The sequence below is a fragment of the Acidovorax sp. 210-6 genome, from assembly GCF_010020825.1.
In the GTDB taxonomy this organism is placed as follows: domain Bacteria; phylum Pseudomonadota; class Gammaproteobacteria; order Burkholderiales; family Burkholderiaceae_C; genus Simplicispira; species Simplicispira sedimenti.
The window spans coordinates 1086225-1102030 of the sequence record NZ_JAACJE010000001.1 but is presented as its reverse complement, the minus strand read 5'-3'; the positions used below and the strand labels follow the sequence as shown (position 1 = coordinate 1102030).

At 64.8% G+C, this 15806-nt stretch carries 17 protein-coding genes; 12 read left to right on the top strand and 5 right to left on the bottom strand.

Translation table 11 applies throughout. The features are described 5' to 3' along the window. The first annotated feature begins 57 nt into the window (after positions 1-57). From GWK50_RS05175 to GWK50_RS05155, 5 genes are all read left to right on the top strand, one after another. Complete coding sequence (locus GWK50_RS05175) at positions 58-282, top strand: (2Fe-2S)-binding protein (RefSeq protein WP_162015621.1); 225 nt, start codon at positions 58-60, stop codon at positions 280-282. Between the two features lie 160 nt (positions 283-442). Next, positions 443-1126 (top strand): energy transducer TonB, encoded by a 684-nt coding sequence (locus GWK50_RS05170; RefSeq protein ID WP_162015620.1) that lies wholly within the window; start codon positions 443-445, stop codon positions 1124-1126. Between the two features lie 15 nt (positions 1127-1141). Further along, positions 1142-1861 carry a MotA/TolQ/ExbB proton channel family protein gene (locus GWK50_RS05165; protein ID WP_162015619.1) on the top strand — a complete coding sequence of 240 codons (720 nt, stop codon included), beginning with the start codon at positions 1142-1144 and terminating at the stop codon, positions 1859-1861. Positions 1862-1863: 2 nt separating this feature from the next. Beyond that, positions 1864-2274, top strand: coding sequence for a biopolymer transporter ExbD (locus tag GWK50_RS05160; RefSeq protein WP_162015618.1), 411 nt, complete (start codon positions 1864-1866; stop codon positions 2272-2274). A gap of 160 nt (positions 2275-2434) precedes the next feature. Further along, entirely contained in the window at positions 2435-2572 is a 138-nt protein-coding gene (locus tag GWK50_RS05155) for a hemin uptake protein HemP (RefSeq protein WP_242455454.1), read from the top strand. A 199-nt stretch (positions 2573-2771) separates the two neighbouring features. On the opposite strand, the gene GWK50_RS05150 is transcribed toward GWK50_RS05155, so the two are convergent. Further along, positions 2772-3179, bottom strand: a complete 408-nt coding sequence (locus tag GWK50_RS05150) for a heme-binding protein (protein ID WP_162018019.1) — start codon at positions 3177-3179, stop codon at positions 2772-2774. Between the two features lie 218 nt (positions 3180-3397). Here GWK50_RS05150 and GWK50_RS05145 point away from each other — a divergent pair, with 218 nt between their 5' ends. Both GWK50_RS05145 and GWK50_RS05140 read left to right on the top strand, forming a co-directional pair. Further along, the gene (locus GWK50_RS05145; protein ID WP_162015616.1) at positions 3398-4096 is read left to right on the top strand and encodes a Bax inhibitor-1/YccA family protein; all 699 of its coding nucleotides are present in this window, start codon (positions 3398-3400) and stop codon (positions 4094-4096) included. A gap of 128 nt (positions 4097-4224) precedes the next feature. After that, a complete protein-coding gene (locus GWK50_RS05140; protein WP_162015615.1) occupies positions 4225-4560 on the top strand; it encodes a hypothetical protein in 336 nt (111 codons plus the stop codon). Here GWK50_RS05140 and rlmD read toward each other — a convergent pair whose 3' ends face one another. From rlmD to GWK50_RS05125, 3 genes are all read right to left on the bottom strand, one after another. Next, positions 4561-6021, bottom strand: a complete 1461-nt coding sequence (gene rlmD, locus GWK50_RS05135; protein WP_162015614.1) for a 23S rRNA (uracil(1939)-C(5))-methyltransferase RlmD — start codon at positions 6019-6021, stop codon at positions 4561-4563. A gap of 13 nt (positions 6022-6034) precedes the next feature. Then, the gene (locus GWK50_RS05130) at positions 6035-6340 is read right to left on the bottom strand and encodes a hypothetical protein (protein ID WP_162015613.1); all 306 of its coding nucleotides are present in this window, start codon (positions 6338-6340) and stop codon (positions 6035-6037) included. 72 nt (positions 6341-6412) lie between these two features. Then, entirely contained in the window at positions 6413-6886 is a 474-nt protein-coding gene (locus GWK50_RS05125; protein ID WP_162015612.1) for an Lrp/AsnC ligand binding domain-containing protein, read from the bottom strand. A gap of 119 nt (positions 6887-7005) precedes the next feature. Here GWK50_RS05125 and putA point away from each other — a divergent pair, with 119 nt between their 5' ends. From putA to GWK50_RS05100, 5 genes are all read left to right on the top strand, one after another. Beyond that, positions 7006-10707: a trifunctional transcriptional regulator/proline dehydrogenase/L-glutamate gamma-semialdehyde dehydrogenase gene (gene putA, locus GWK50_RS05120; RefSeq protein ID WP_162015611.1), complete on the top strand. Its 3702-nt coding sequence runs from the start codon at positions 7006-7008 to the stop codon at positions 10705-10707. Positions 10708-10908: 201 nt separating this feature from the next. Then, on the top strand, positions 10909-11463 hold the full coding sequence (locus GWK50_RS05115; RefSeq protein WP_162015610.1) for a sigma-70 family RNA polymerase sigma factor: 555 nt from the start codon (positions 10909-10911) through the stop codon (positions 11461-11463). A gap of 14 nt (positions 11464-11477) precedes the next feature. Then, complete coding sequence (locus tag GWK50_RS05110) at positions 11478-11933, top strand: zf-HC2 domain-containing protein (RefSeq protein WP_162015609.1); 456 nt, start codon at positions 11478-11480, stop codon at positions 11931-11933. Continuing rightward, entirely contained in the window at positions 11930-12403 is a 474-nt protein-coding gene (locus tag GWK50_RS05105) for a periplasmic heavy metal sensor (protein ID WP_162015608.1), read from the top strand. The genes GWK50_RS05110 and GWK50_RS05105 overlap by 4 nt, the downstream gene beginning before the upstream one ends. A 112-nt stretch (positions 12404-12515) precedes the next feature. After that, on the top strand, positions 12516-12992 hold the full coding sequence (locus GWK50_RS05100) for a hypothetical protein (RefSeq protein WP_162015607.1): 477 nt from the start codon (positions 12516-12518) through the stop codon (positions 12990-12992). Positions 12993-13026: 34 nt separating this feature from the next. On the opposite strand, the gene GWK50_RS05095 is transcribed toward GWK50_RS05100, so the two are convergent. Beyond that, positions 13027-15717, bottom strand: coding sequence for a bifunctional acetate--CoA ligase family protein/GNAT family N-acetyltransferase (locus tag GWK50_RS05095; protein WP_162015606.1), 2691 nt, complete (start codon positions 15715-15717; stop codon positions 13027-13029). Positions 15718-15806: the final 89 nt, after the last annotated feature.

Sequence of the window (15806 nt, the reverse complement as noted above, 5' to 3'; positions counted from 1 at the left end):
TAATGCGATCAATTCGTATTTATAATCAATACATCAGCAACCCGGCCCTGTCTCACCATGATCGTCTGCGTCTGCCACCGGATCTCCGACCGCGAGATTGCCCGCTTTGCCCGGGCAGGCATGGGGTTTGACGAAATCCAACTGGAGCTGGGCGTTGCCACCCAGTGCGGCAACTGCGAAGGTTGTGCGCGAGAGCTGGTGAGCCAGTGCCACGCAAGTGCCCCTCTCGCGGCAGTGCACAATGATGCCCATGCCCAGCGGGCATGTGCTTGCGCCGGCTGAGACCATGGAGCCCGTATCCACACTTGCTGTCTGTCTTTTGCTGGTGGTGGCAGGTTCCGTGTGGACCTTTCGCCGCTAGCTGCACCGGGCCCAATTTTCAGCTCTGGGCGGCTGTGCCTCATACGCCCCACATGAGCCTTTGTCTCTACTCTCAATGACCATGACATACGAAGAAGCGCCCCCCTCCGGCCTGGGACGCAACGCCCTGATCGCCATCGGCGTAGTGCTGCTGCATGTGGTGGCGCTGTGGGCTCTCCACACAGGTTTGCTGCGGCGCGCAGTAGAGGTGATCGTTCCCGCCGTGTTGCTGTCCGAGTTCGTGACCCCTCCAGCCCCGGTGGTCGCGCCAGAACCTCCCCCCCCGTTGCCCACCCCCCCCAAGCCGCAACCCAAAACCGTGCGCACACCCACGCCGCGCCCCGCGCCCGCGCCGCTGCCCGTGACCAACGCCCCTCCTTCGGACAACGCACCCGTGGTAGCGGCCGAGCCCGCGGCACCGAGCAACGCACCGGTCACGGCAGCACCCGTGACCGCACCCGAAGCCCCCCCTGCGCCACCGCGCATCGAGTTGCCTTCCAGCAACGCTGCCTATCTGCAAAACCCGGCGCCCACCTACCCCGCCATCAGCAAACGCATGGGAGAGCAAGGTAAGGTGGTGCTGCGGGTGTTCATTGGGACAGATGGGCTGCCCCAAAAGATCGAACTGAACCGCTCCAGCGGTTTCGAACGGCTTGACCGGCAGGCCCAGGAAACGGTCTCCCGCTGGAAGTTCGTACCCGGCAAACGCAACGGCGTTCCCGAAGCCATGTGGTACCTCGTCCCCATCAATTTTGTTCTCGAATAAACCTCAGGAGTTTTCATGGATACGCAATTCGGCATTGCCAACGTCTGGATTCAGGGCGACTTTGTGACCCGCGCCGTCGCGGTGCTCTTGCTTGGCATGTCCCTGGCTTCCTGGATCGTCATCCTCATCAAGGCGCTGGACATCGTGCGCTTCAAGAAATACGCCCAGGCCGTCACCACTTTCTGGCACAGCGACGACCTGGCCGACGGACTCAACCGCCTGGGCAATGACCCCAGCAACCCGTTCCGCCAACTGGCCATCGAAGGCCGTGAAGCCACGGCTCACCACCGCAACACCAAAGCCCAGTTGCACGACAGCCTGGATGTGAGCGACTGGGTCACCGGGTGCATGCGCAACTACATCGATGGCTTTACTGCCCGGCTTCAGGCGGGCTTGGCCATCCTGGCCTCGGTGGGTTCCACTGCCCCCTTCATCGGCCTGTTTGGCACCGTGTGGGGCATTTACCATGCACTCCTCGCCATTGGCATGTCGGGCCAATCGACCATCGACAAGGTGGCGGGTCCGATCGGCGAAGCGCTGATCATGACCGCGCTCGGTCTGGCCGTGGCCATCCCGGCCGTGCTGGGCTACAACGCACTGGTGCGCGGCAACAAGCACATCCTCACCCGCCTCAACAGCTTTGCGCACGACCTGCACGCCTATTTCGTCACGGGCGCCCGCGTCGGAGCATCCAACGAGCCTGGCAACGTTCGCCCGCTCAAGAAAGGGAACTGACCATGGCCTTTGGTACCCAGGATGACGCAGACGACGTCATGAACGAAATCAACATGACGCCCTTGGTGGACGTGATGTTGGTGCTGCTCATCATCTTCATCATCACCGTGCCGGTGATGAAGCACTCGGTGCAGGTGGACCTGCCGCGCGCAGCCAACCAACCCGAAGAGGTGAAGCCCGAAACCATCCGCCTGAGCGTGACCGCCGACGGCCGCTACTTCTGGAACGGCCAGGAAGTGGGAGAAACCGAGCTGTCCTCCATGATGCAGGCCGAAGCCGCCAAGGAGCCCCAGCCCGACCTGCACATCCGCGGCGACCGCGAAGTGCGCTACGAGCGCGTCGCAGTGGCCATGGCCAGCGCCCAGCGCGCGGGCCTGCGCAAGATTGGTTTTGTGACCGATCCGCAGCAATAACCCCAGGCTTTGCAAAGGAACTCCGCAAGGCACTAGACAAGTAATTGCGAATCGTTATCATTACTTCATCAAACTGCTTTTCAGACCCTCCACCATGCAAGCCGCCATGCCCCGTCCCTCTGCGCTCGCCCAAGGCATCCTGCCCGCAGCCCCGGAAACCATGTCTGATGCGCCCAACCTGCCCGCCGTGGACAGCCACAGCCTGCTGCGCGGACACAAGGCCGTCACCATCCAGCACAACGGCGCGCTGTATCGCCTGCAGGCCACCCGTCTGGGCAAGCTGATCTTGACCAAATAGTTTCATCGTGGGGCGACTCCCGGACCGGCTCCCCGGTCCCCAAGGGTCGTTTTAGCCAGCCAACGGTTCAACCCCGCGTAGCCAGGCTTTTTTTCCCGACTTCAAACACAAAAAAACCGGCATCTGCCGGTTTTTTCCTGCTCAAATCAGCCTCCAGCGCCCTATTTACAAGCGCAGATAGCTATTGCTTTTATAGCATTCAAAGCCCCAAGGCTGCGATTCCAGCCTTGGCGATCTGCGCATCTTCGGTGGACTTCACACCACTCACACCCACGGCGCCCAGGCACTGGCCGCCCTGCAGGATGGGCACACCGCCTTCCAACAAGCCATCGATCTCGGGCGCGCTCAGGAAGGCGGTGCGGCCATTGTTGATGATGTCTTCGTACACCTTGCTCTCGCGCCGCCCCAGCGCCGCCGTGCGCGCCTTGGCGGGTGCAATGTGTGCAGAGACAGGCGCCGCGCCATCCAGGCGCTGCAACCACAGCAGGTGGCCTCCGGCATCGACAATCGCGATGGTCACGGCCCACTGGTTCCGCAGGGCTTCGGCCTCGGCCGCCGCAGCGATTGTCTTGATGTCTGCCAATTCAAGGGTGGAGATGGTCTTCATGGTGTGCAAGGCCTTGTGGGCCACGGTGAAATCGACCGCGAGGGCCGGGAACGGGTGAGCTGCCAGCATAGCCAGGGTGCGCATCCACGTCACCTGCCTGCCGGTCAAAAGAACCTTGATCGAAAACGGGGTATTGCTTGCCGACGGAACCGACCCCTGGCACCCACACCTCTACAATGCGCCCACCTGCGCTGTGCAGGTCACTCAGGAGAGCAACGATGAACGAACGGGTCACCACCCTCCCCTCTGCGGACTATGGCTACGGCATTTCGCAGGAGCAGCGCCACAAGGTGCTGCGCAACACCTACTGGCTGCTGGCGCTGAGCCTGCTGCCCACCGTCCTGGGCGCCTGGATTGGCGTGGCCACGGGCATCACCCAAGCGCTGCGCGGCGGCGTGGGGCTGATCGTCTTCCTGGGCGGCGCCTTCGGCTTCATGTTCGCCATCGAGAAGACCAAGCACTCGGCCGCTGGCGTGCCGGTGCTGCTGGGCTTTACCTTCTTCATGGGCCTGATGCTCTCGCGTCTGATCGGCATGGTGCTGGGCTTCAAGAACGGCTCCGACCTCATCATGACGGCTTTCGCCGGCACGGCAGGCGTGTTCTTTGTCATGGCCAGCCTGGCCACGGTCATCAAGCGCGACCTCTCGGGCATGGGCAAGTGGCTGTTCGTGGGCGCCATGGTGCTGATGGTCGGCTCCATCATCAACGTGTTCGTGGGTTCGTCGGCGGGCATGATGGCCATCTCGGTCGCAGCCATCGGCATCTTCAGCGCCTACATGCTGTACGACCTGAAGCAGATCATGGATGGCGGCGAAACCAACTACATCAGCGCCACGCTGGCGCTGTACCTGGACCTGTTCAACGTGTTCCAGAGCCTGCTGGCCCTGCTGGGCATCATGGGTGGCGAACGCGAATAAACGCCGCCCGCCCCGCGCCAAGGCCCCGACCCGGGGCCTTTTTTGTGCCCGGCGCGTGCCCACAACCCTCAAACCCAGGGCGCGGCTGCCGATAATGGGGGCAGAACCCCGCTGAAAGCCCTTCCGACATGCGTCTTCGCGCTCTCTCTGCCACCGCCCTGGCCCTGTTGCTGGCCGGATGCGACCAGTTGGCCGCCATTCCCGGCATGGGGCCGGACCCACGCATTGCCCAGCGCGAGGAAGAAGCCAAGGCCATCGGCGGCGCATGCCGCCATGCCCTGCGCGGCCCGGAAGACTGCTACGCGCTGAACCCCAAGGCCAGCAAGTCCGCCATCTTTGCGGGCTGGAAGGAAATGGACCAGTACATGCGCGAGAACAAGATCGAAGGCAGCCCTTCGGTCATTGCCCCCGCCGCATCCAAGCCCGCGGCCGCGGAAAAACGCGAAGCCAGCGCCGAGAAGTAATCACCCGCGCTCAAAAACGGCCATGCTTTCAACATGTGCCGTGTGCGGGAACATGTTGACCACCCCCGCCGCCGTGCAGCGGTAGCCCGCCTGGTGTACCAGCAGGCCCGCATCGCGCGCCAGAGTGGCGGGGTTGCAGCTCACATAGACGATGCGCTGCGGCGGCGTCCAGTGCTGCGCGGCGGCCGGCAGCACGGGTGCACCTTCGGCCCCACGCCGCGCCTGTTCGATGTCGGCCAGCGCCTTGGACAGGGCAAACGCACCCTCGCGCGGCGGATCGACCAGCCATTTGTCCGCCTGGCCGTCGGCCACCAGCATCTCTGGCGTCATTTCAAACAGGTTGCGTGCTACAAATTTTGTAGCTACCAGCGCTTTATGGGCGGGCGCTAGAGCCTTGTTTTTCTCATAGTTTTCACGCGAGCGGGCGACCAAGGTCTCGCTGCCTTCAATGCCCAGCACCTCGCGCGCCTGGGTGGCCAGCGGCAGCGTGAAGTTGCCCAGGCCGCAAAACCAGTCGATAACGCGCTCGTGGGACTGCACCTCCAGCAGACGCAGCGCACGCGAGACCAGCACGCGGTTGATGTGCGGGTTGACCTGCGTGAAATCGGTGGGCCGAAACGGCATGGTGATGCCAAAGTCGGGCAGCGCATACGCCAGGGGCTCCACGGCTTCGTCGAGCAAATGCACCGTGTCCGGCCCCTTGGGCTGGAGCCACCATTGCACGCCATGGGCCTGGGCAAAGGCGCGCAGCTGCTGCTTGTCTGCCTCGGACAGGGGCTCCAGGTGGCGCAGCACCAGGGCGGTGACGGTGTCGCCACACGCCAGCTCGATCTGCGGGCAGGTGTCGCGCGCATCCATGCGGGCAATCAGCGCCCGCAGCGGCATGAGCAGGGCATCGACATGCGGCGGCAGGATCTTGCAGGTCTGCATGTCCGCGATGTAGCGGCTCTTGCGTTCGTGAAAGCCCACCAGCACCACGCCCTTCTTGAGCACATGGCGCACCGACAGGCGGGCACGGTAGCGGTAGCCCCAGGAAGGCCCTTCGATAGGGCGCAGCAGGGTTTCGGCCCGCACCTTGCCCAGGTGCCACAGGTTGTCCTCCAGCACACGCTGTTTGACGGCAACCTGCGCCGCCATGTCCAGGTGCTGCATCTTGCAGCCGCCACAGGCCCCGGCGTGCAGGCCGAAGTGCGGGCAGGCAGGCCGCACACGCTGGGACGATTCGCGGTGGATGGCCGTCAGGCTGGCCTGTTCCCAGTTGTTCTTCTTGCGGTGGGTGTTGGCGCTGACCACCTCGGTGGGCAATGCGCCATCAATGAACACCACCTTGCCATCGGGCTTGCGGGCCACGCCCTGGGCATCCAGGTCCAGGGCCTGCACCAGCAAATGGCCGTCAGGGAGTTCGGGGGCCGCGCTCAGGCCCGAGGGGGTATCGGGGGATTGGTCTTTGGATTCGCTCATGCCCCCGATTGTCTCAGCCTTGCGGGTCGGGGCTGGCTTTGGGGATGGGGGGTTGGGTTGGCGCTGGCAAGGCCATCTTGGGGGTCAGGCGGTTGACTTCGGCATCGCAACCGTGGTTGTCCAGCGAGAACACCAACTTTCCGCCCGGCGCCACCTTGGGCAGGGTCTGGTGCAGTGGCAAGGACAGATCGACCGGTGGCTCCGTCGAACGGTACAGCACCTGGTCATCCGGGCCATAGACCACATAGCAGGTGGCCAGTGCCTGCTGGGCACCCAGTACCCCGCACAGGGCCAAGGCAGCACAACGGAACGCGCGCATGGTTCTTCTCCTCGGTTTGCTTAGAACTTAGTCTGGCGCGATTATGCCGGGCCACACTGGCCAGGCAAGCCCTCACAGCGGCAAGCGGGTGCTGTGCTTGACTTCCTCCATCACCGCATAGGTGCGCGTCTCACGCACACCCGGCAGTTGCCACAGCACGGCGCCCGCAAATTCGCGGTAGGCATTCATGTCGGCCGTGCGCGTCTTGAGCAGGTAGTCAAAGCCGCCCGCCACCATGTGGCATTCCATGATCTCGGGGCGCACCTGCACAGCGGCCTTGAACTGCTCGAACACATTGGGCGTGGTGCGGTCGAGGAGCACTTCCACAAACACCAGCATCCCGGCGCCAAGCTTGAGCGGATTGAGCCGCGCCTCGTAGCCCACGATGTAGTCCTCGCGCGTCAGGCGCTGCACGCGCGCCAGCACGGCCGTGGGTGAGAGCGCCACGCTCTCGGCGAGCTTGAGGTTGGATATGCGACCGTCTTCCTGCAGGATCGCCAGAATCTTGCGGTCGATACGGTCCAGATCATCGGGGTGTTTTTCCATTGGTAGTGAAATATTTGTTTTCGATGCAATTATTTGGATATTAATTCATCCCTCTTCGAAGGATGATGCGCACATTCCGGGCCACAGGTGCCTGGGCCCACCACATCCCCACCACCGCCATGACCACAGCCTTTGCCGCCTTCGCCCCCCGCCCAGCCGACACGAACCCGCTGCGCGCCGCCATCACTGCCGCCACCCGCGTGCCCGAACCCGTGGCCCTGGCCCCTCTGCTGGAACAGGCCCGCCTTCCGCAGGACAAGGACCAGGCCACCCAGGCACTGGCCCTGCGCATCGCGGGCACACTGCGCCAGCGCAAGGCCTCGGCAGGCCGCGCCGGCATCGTGCAGGGGCTGCTGCAGGAATTTGCCCTCTCCTCGCAAGAAGGGGTGGCGCTGATGTGCCTGGCCGAAGCCCTGCTGCGCATCCCCGACGCCGCCACGCGCGACGCATTGATCCGCGACAAGATCAGCAACGGTCAGTGGGAACACCACCTGGGCAAGAGCCCCTCGCTCTTCGTCAACGCTGCCACCTGGGGCCTGCTGCTGACCGGCAAGCTCACGGCCACGCACAGCGAGGGCAGCCTCTCGGCATCGCTGGGGCGGCTCATTGGCAAAGGCGGCGAGCCGCTGATCCGCAAGGGCGTGGACATGGCCATGCGCATGATGGGCGAGCAGTTCGTGACGGGCGAGACCATTGCCGATGCGCTGTCCAACGCCCGCACCATGGAAGCCGAAGGCTTCCGCTACTCCTACGACATGCTGGGCGAGGCCGCGCTCACCAGCGAAGACGCCGCGCGCTACTACCAGTCCTACGAACAGGCCATCCACGCCATCGGCAAGGCATCCAACGGGCGCGGCATTTACGAAGGGCCCGGCATCTCCATCAAGCTGTCGGCCCTGCACCCACGCTACAGCCGCGCCCAATGGCAGCGCGTGATGGACGAGCTGTTCCCGCGCGTGCTGCGCCTGGCCGAGCTGGCGCGCCAGTACGACATCGGCCTGAACATCGACGCCGAAGAGACCGAGCGCCTGGAGACCTCGCTCGACCTGCTCGAACGCCTGTGCCACGCTCCCAGCCTGCAGGGCTGGAACGGCATTGGCTTCGTGATCCAGGCCTACCAGAAGCGCTGCCCCTTCGTCATCGACTTCTGCGTGGACCTGGCCCGCCGCACGCAGCGCCGCCTCATGGTGCGCCTGGTCAAGGGCGCGTACTGGGACAGCGAGATCAAGCGCGCCCAGGTCGATGGCCTGGCCGACTACCCCGTGTACACGCGCAAGGTGCATACCGACGTGTCCTACCTCGCCTGCGCGCGCAAGCTGCTGGCCGCACCCGAAGCCATCTACCCCCAATTTGCCACGCACAACGCACACACGCTGGCGGCCATCTACCACATGGCGGGCCACAACTACTACGCGGGCCAGTACGAGTTCCAGTGCCTGCACGGCATGGGCGAGCCGCTGTACGAGCAGGTGGTAGGCGCCGTCACCGCAGGCAAGCTGGGCCGCCCCTGCCGCATCTACGCCCCCGTGGGCACGCACGAAACCCTGCTGGCCTATTTGGTGCGCCGCCTGCTGGAAAACGGCGCCAATACGTCCTTCGTCAACCGCATTGCCGACCCCGCCGTGGCATTGGAAGACTTGGTGCAAAACCCGGTGGCTGCCGTGCTGCAAGCGGCCCAGATGGAGGGTGCCGCCGGCCTGCCCCACCCAAGCATTCCGCTGCCGGTGCGGCTGTATGGCTCGGAGCGCAACAACTCGCAAGGGCTGGATCTGGCCAATGAGCAGGTGCTGACCGACCTGTCCACCACCTTGCGCCAAAGCGCGCTGCAGCCCTGGCACGCCGGGCCGCTGCTGGCCCAAGACACCGCCCCCGGCACCACCCAGCCGGTGCGCAACCCAGCAGACCACCAGGATGTGGTCGGTCAGGTGCAGGAAGCCACGCTGGCCGAGGTGGACCAGGCCCTGGCCTGGTCCAGCGAGGCGGCTGCCCCCTGGGCAGCCACTGCCCCGGCGGAGCGTGCCAACGCCCTGCTGCGCGCCGCCGACCTGCTCGAAGCGCAGATGCCGCAGCTCCTGGGCCTGCTGATGCGCGAGGCAGGCAAGACCTGCGCCAACGGCGTGGCCGAGGTGCGCGAAGCGGTGGACTTCCTGCGCTACTACGCCGCACAGGTGAAGGCCGACTTCCACAACGACACCCACCTCCCCCTGGGCCCGGTGGTCTGCATCAGCCCATGGAATTTTCCGCTGGCCATTTTTGTGGGTCAGGTGGCTGCGGCTCTGGCCGCAGGCAACACGGTGCTTGCCAAGCCCGCCGAGCAGACACCGCTGATCGCCGCGCAAGCCGTGCGCGCCTTGTGGCAGGCAGGCGTGCCCCGGGCCGCCGTACAGCTGCTGCCCGGCCAGGGCGAGACCGTGGGCGCACGCCTGGTGGGCGATGCACGCACCATGGGCGTGGTGTTCACTGGCTCCACGGAAGTGGCGCGCATTCTGCAGCGCACGCTGGCCGGACGGCTGGACGCACGCGGCAACCCGGTCACGCTGATCGCCGAAACCGGCGGACAGAACGCCATGGTGGTGGACTCGTCCGCGCTGGCCGAACAGGTGGTGGGCGATGCCGTGGCCTCGGCCTTTGACAGCGCAGGCCAGCGCTGCTCGGCCCTGCGTGTGCTGTGCGTGCAGGAGGAAGCGGCCGACCGCATCGTGGCCATGCTCCAGGGCGCCATGGCCGAACTGCGCCTGGGCAGGCCCGACGCCCTGCGCGTGGACGTGGGGCCGGTGATCGACCGCGAAGCGCAGGCAGGCATCCTGGCCCACATCGAAGCCCTGCGCACCAAGGGCAACCGGGTTTTCCAGGCGGACGAACACCGGCCCTCGGATGCCGGCACCTTCGTGCCCCCCACACTGATCGAAATCGACAGCCTGGCCCAACTGCAGCGCGAAGTGTTCGGCCCCGTGCTGCACGTAGTGCGCTACGCCCGCAAGGACCTGGCGCGCCTGATGCAGCAGATTGCCGCCACCGGCTATGGGCTTACGCTGGGCCTGCACACCCGCATTGACGAAACCATCGCACAAGTGCTGGCGCTGGCCCATGCCGGGAACATCTACGTGAACCGCAACATGGTGGGCGCTGTGGTGGGCGTGCAACCTTTTGGCGGAGAAGGCCTGTCGGGCACCGGCCCCAAGGCCGGAGGCCCGCTGTACCTGCTGCGCATGCTCTCACGCCATCCTGCGGGTGCGTTGGCCCTGTCCCTGCGCGGCGCGCAGTCGCAGGGGCCTGCGCCCGCTGCGCTGACGGCATTGCAGGCCTGGGCCAGCCAACGCCACACCGCATGCGCGAGCGCTTGCGAACGCATGACCCGCCTGTCGCCCACCCACATCACCCAGGCCCTGCCCGGCCCCACGGGCGAAAGCAACACCTACAGCATCCTGCCGCGTGCACGGGTGCTGTGCCTGGCCTCCAGCGATGCCGACCGCCTGACCCAGCTGGCAGCGGTACTGGCGGCAGGCGGACAGGCCCTGTGGCCCGCGGAATGCGAGGCCCTGCACCAGCAACTGCCTGAAGCCGTGCAGGAACATGTGTCGCTGGTCGCCCAATGGCAGGCCGAAAGCGTGTGGTTCGACGCGGTGCTGCACCATGGCGACGCCGACGCGCTGCGCGCGGTCTGCCAGGCGGTAGCGCAGCGCCCTGGCCCCATCGTTGGTGTGACGGGCCTGCCGACAGGCGCCACCGACGTTCCCCTGGAGCGCCTGGTGCACGAGCGCTCGGTGAGCGTGAACACCGCAGCCGCCGGGGGCAACGCGAGCCTGATGACCATCGGCTGATGGATGGAAGCGTCAGACCCCACCGAACTCCGAATCTGCCCCTTCCTCGACCACGGCTTTGCGCCACCGGCGGTAGCGCAGGGCCTGTAGCATGAACGGTAGCGGCTGGCTGCTCCCAAGCAGGGACACGGCCTCCGTCTGACTTGCCAACGAAAAGCCGGGAACATTTGCGCCGCTGGTTCGTTGACATGGTCGTTCACCATGAAATCCTGCCGCCATCTTGATGAAAGCGAGTGCATCGCCCGTGCCCAGCGGGGCGATGTGCTGGCGTTTTCAGAGCTGGTGTCGCGCCATCAGGACCGCATCTACCGCTTTCTCGCACGGCTGACGCGATCGCCGGACGACGCGCTGGATTTGACGCAGGAGACCTTCCTCAACGCCTACCAGGCGTTGGGCCGCTGGCGCCCGCAGGCGCGCTTTTCCACCTGGTTGTTCCAGATCGCCCGCAACCTGGCCTTTGATCAGTTGCGCCGATCCCGGCGCGTCGAATTCGTGACGCTGGAAGAAGAGCAGGCATCGGGCATTCAGGATGCCGGCCCCACCCCTGAGGCCGCCTTGCAGACCACGCAACGCCTGCACGCCTTGGAGCGGGCCCTGGCCAGGCTTCCGGCCGAGCACCGGGAAATTTTGCTGCTCCGGGAGATCGAAGACCTGGGCTATGAGGACATTGCCGCAGTGCTCGGCATCCATCTGGGCACCGTGAAATCGCGCCTGGCACGCGCGCGCGCTGGACTTTTGGAGCATATGCCGCCCTGACCGGAGACACCACCATGACCTGCCCTTGCACAGAAGAACTTTCCGCCTATTCCGACGGCATCCTGGAGGCCTCGGAGCAGCGCGCCATCGCGCTCCATCTGCAGACCTGCGTGCATTGCCAGCAAAAGCTCGACGGCTTCGTGGCCTTGCGGCAGGGGCTGCGCACATTGCCATCCCCCCCGCTGGGATTTGACGTGGCCCGCCACCTGGAAGAGCGCTTGTCACGCCCGGCGCCCAACCGGCGCAGGCCCTGGCACATGCAGGCTGGAGACTGGATCCGCTGGTTGCCCGCCGGTCTCGCAACAGGCATGGCATTGGCCTCGGGCATATGGCTCGGAGGACTGCTGGTCGGTGGTGGATCGGCCGTCGTGGCGCGGCCCTCTGTCTCGGTGCGCGTTTTTGATCCGGTTCCCCCTGGCGGTCTCTGCACGGTCAGCGAGATCTGCCGACTTTCGAAAGGAATGCCATGAACCACGCCACTTGGACACGTTCTCTGTTGGCCATTTCGCTCGCGCTGAATCTGGGCGTCGTGGCAGCGCTGGTCTTGCGTCAACCACCTCCCGCAGATCCGCCTGCGGCCGCCCACGAGGCCCCTGTGAATCTGCAGGACTACCTGGAACTGACCGGCGAACAACGGCAGCACTGGCAGCAATTGGAGCCCGGCTTTCTCACCGAAGTCTCGGCCAACTGGAACGCCATCCGCAAGCACCGGGAAGCACTGGTGCGCCACATCTTCGCCGCTGCCCCTGACCGGCAGGCGATCGACGCCGAGCAAGCCGCCATCGCACGCTTGCAGGCCGAACAGCAACAGCGCGTGATTGCCCAACTGCTGGCCGAGCGCGCACTGCTCAACGAAGCGCAGCGTGTCCGTTTGATGGAACTGCTGCTGCGTCGCTATGCGCAGGAATCCTCCGAGGAAGAATTGCTGCATCGCGAGTGATATCCAAGCGCCTGCACAAAAGCTTGGAACATTTGGCTCCGAGGTTCGTTGAAGAAGGCAAGGTCGCGCCGCGTGGCGCACCTCCTTCGTTCAACCTCTTTCGGAGCACCTGATGAAACCCACCCTGCCCCTGCTTCTTGCCATGGCTCTCGCAGCACCCTTGGGCGCATTCGCTGCCGACGCACATGACCATGGGAAAGCCGCCCCCCACAAACTGGAGCTCAATGCAGGCAAGAAATGGAGCACTGACGACGCACTGCGCCAGGGCATGACAACCATCCACGCGTCGGTGTCGCAGACCTTGCCGGCAGCCCATTCCGGCAAGGCCAAGGCCTCGGACTATGACGCGTTTGGCCAAACCGTGTCTGCACAGATCGCCTACATCGTGGAAAACTGCAAGCTCGATCCCAAGGCCGACGCTCAACTCCACATCATCGTGGCAGACATGAGCGAGGGCATGGAAATCGCCCAGGGCAAACAAGGCGACAAGAAGCGCGCCTCAGGCGTGGTCAAGGTAGCCCAGGCGGTGAACGCCTATGGCAAGTACTTTGACCATGCAGGCTGGAAAGCCATCCAGATGCCACACTGATAGACCAGAGAGGCACCCTGACCGCACGCGCTGGTCACAGCGCGTGCGTCACGAGCTTGAACTCCGGATCGTCCGGGTAGGCCTTGATCGAGAAGCCCAGGTTGCGCATCAGTTTGAGCATGTCCGGGTTGTTGGCCAGCACCAGGCCCTCGATCGTTGCCAGGCCCTTGTCGCGCGCCACATCCATGATGCTCAGCATGAGCCGCGAGCCCATGCCCTTGCCGCTGAAGTCGTCAGCCACCACCAGCGCGAACTCGCAGCTGGTGAGGTCGGGGTTGGTCACGTAGCGTGCGACACCGACGATGCGCTCGGTCTCGTGCACCATTCCATCGTCATCCACCTGGCGGTTCTTGACCACCGCGACCAATGCCATTTCGCGGTCGTAGTCGATGAGCGTGAAGCGCGCCAGCATGGCAGGCGGCAACTTGGCCATGGTCGAAACAAAGCGGAAGTAGCGGCTCTCGGGCGAGAGGTTCTGCACCAGCTCCTGCAGCATCTGGGCATCATCCGGGCGCACGGGACGCACGGTGTATTCACCTCCACCGCGCAGCGGCCAGATCTGCTCGTAGCGTGCCGGGTACGGCAGGATGGCCAGATGGTTGTAGCGACTGGACGCCCCGCCCGCCACCTGGGGAGCATGGTCCACCACAATGCGCGCGTCCACCGCCACCGCACCCGATTCGTCCACGATGATGGGGTTGATATCCATCTCGCGCAGCTGCGGCAACTCGCACACCATTTCAGACACGCGCAGCAACACCTGCTCCAGCGCCTCCAGGTCCACGGCCCGCGAACCGCGCCATTCACCCAGGGTTTCGGCAACGCGCGAGCGCTGGATCAGGCTGCGCGCCAGGAACTGGTTCAGCGGTGGCAATTCCATGGCACGGTCGTTGATCAGCTCGATCATCGTGCCCCCCGCACCGAAGGAGATCACCGGGCCGAACGGATCGTCGGTGACCAGACCAATGCACACCTCGCGGCCACGCCGGGTGGGCGCCATGTTCTGCACCGTCACCCCGTTGATGCGCGCATGGGGCTGTAGCCGAGCCACGCGTTGCACCATGTCGGTATAGGTGTCACGGGCGCTGGCGCCGTTCATGATGTTCAGCGCCACGCCCTGCACATCCGATTTGTGCAGGATGTCGGGCGAATCGATCTTCAGCGCCACCGGAAAGCCCATTTGCGTGGCAATCATCATGGCCTCATGCGCAGAGCGCGCCAGGATGGTGCGCGTGACCGGGATGTGGAACGCCGCCAGCAACGTCTTGGATTCCATCTCGGTAAGCACCTTGCGGCGCTCGGCCAGCACGCTTTCAATCAGCAGGCGCGCACCCTCAATGTCGGGCCGCGCCATGGCCGACAACGGCGGCGGTGTTTGTTGCAGCAGTTGCTGGTTCTGGTGGAACGATGCAATGTTGCCGAAAGCGCCCACAGCAGCTTCGGGCGTGCGGAAATTGGGAATGGAGGCTTCCAGCAGCACGCCACGGGCAGGAACCACCGTGGCGTCGCCCATCCAGCACGACAGGAGCGGCTTGCTCATCTGGCGTTTGACATCGGCCACAGCACGTGCAATTTCGGCCGGATCAACACCGTACTTGGGCGAATGGATGACCAACACCCCATCAATCTGCCTATCGCGCGATGCAGCGTCAATGGCCAGGCGGTAGTGCTCAGGGGTGGCCTCCTCGGACAGATCGATGAGATCGGCCAGGGATGCCAGTGCAGGCAACTGGGGCTTGAGTGCTGCCACGCTCTCGGGCGACAGGCGCCCCAGGTCCAGCAGAATTTCGTTGACCCAATCGGCAGCCAGCACGCCAGGCCCGCCCCCGTTGGTCACGATGGCCAGACGTTTGCCCACCGGGCGGTAGCGCGACGCAAGACACTTGGCGGCAGAGAACAGTGCGACGAAAGAGCGCACCCGTACGGCACCCGCCCTGCGCAACGCGGAGTCGAACACATCGTCGCTGCCCACGATGACGCCGCTGTGGGTTTGCGCGGCCTCGTTGCCGGCAGGCTTGCGCCCGGCCTTGAGCACCACCACGGGCTTGGCATTGGCCGCAGAGCGCAGGGCGCTCATGAAGCGGCGTGCGTTGGAGATGCCCTCCAGGTACACCACGATGCTGTGCGTCTGCGGGTCGGAAGCCAGAAAATCCAATACTTGGGCGATGTCAATCGCTGTGTTCGGGCCCACCGACACCACGGAGGAAAAGCCCACCGCATTGTTGCGTGCCCAATCCAGGATGGATGCCGTCAACGCACCCGATTGCGACACCAGCGCCAATGAGCCCGCGCGCGCCAGCGGCCCCGCCACACTGGCGTTGAGCTGCAAGGCAGGTCGCTGCAGGCCCATGCAGTTGGGACCCAGCAGAAACATGCCCTCGTTCTCGGCAATTTCGCGCAACTGCGCAGCCAGGTCGGCACCAATGCCGCTGGAAATCACCATCACGGAACGGCACCCCATGCGGCCCGCGACTTCCAGTGCGGTGCGAATGTCTTCGTGGGGAAGTGCAATGATGGCGAGATCGGCTCTGCTCTGCGCCAAATCGGCCAGCGTGCCAGACGTGTGGATGTCCAGAAACACCAGTCGCCCGGTGAAGCGCTGAGCGCGCAGCGCCTCGTGCAAGGCCTTGGCCTGGGGATGCTGCAATCCCTCGTCCTCGTCACGGCCGGCAAAAACGGCCACTGTCTGTGGTGCAAACAGAGGGGTCAGGTAATGTTTGTCCATGGCAAACTCCGATAAGCGCACTGGAAGTGCGCACCGCGCAAATCCAGGGACACAAAAAAGAAACGGGCTACAGCATTTCTACTGTAACC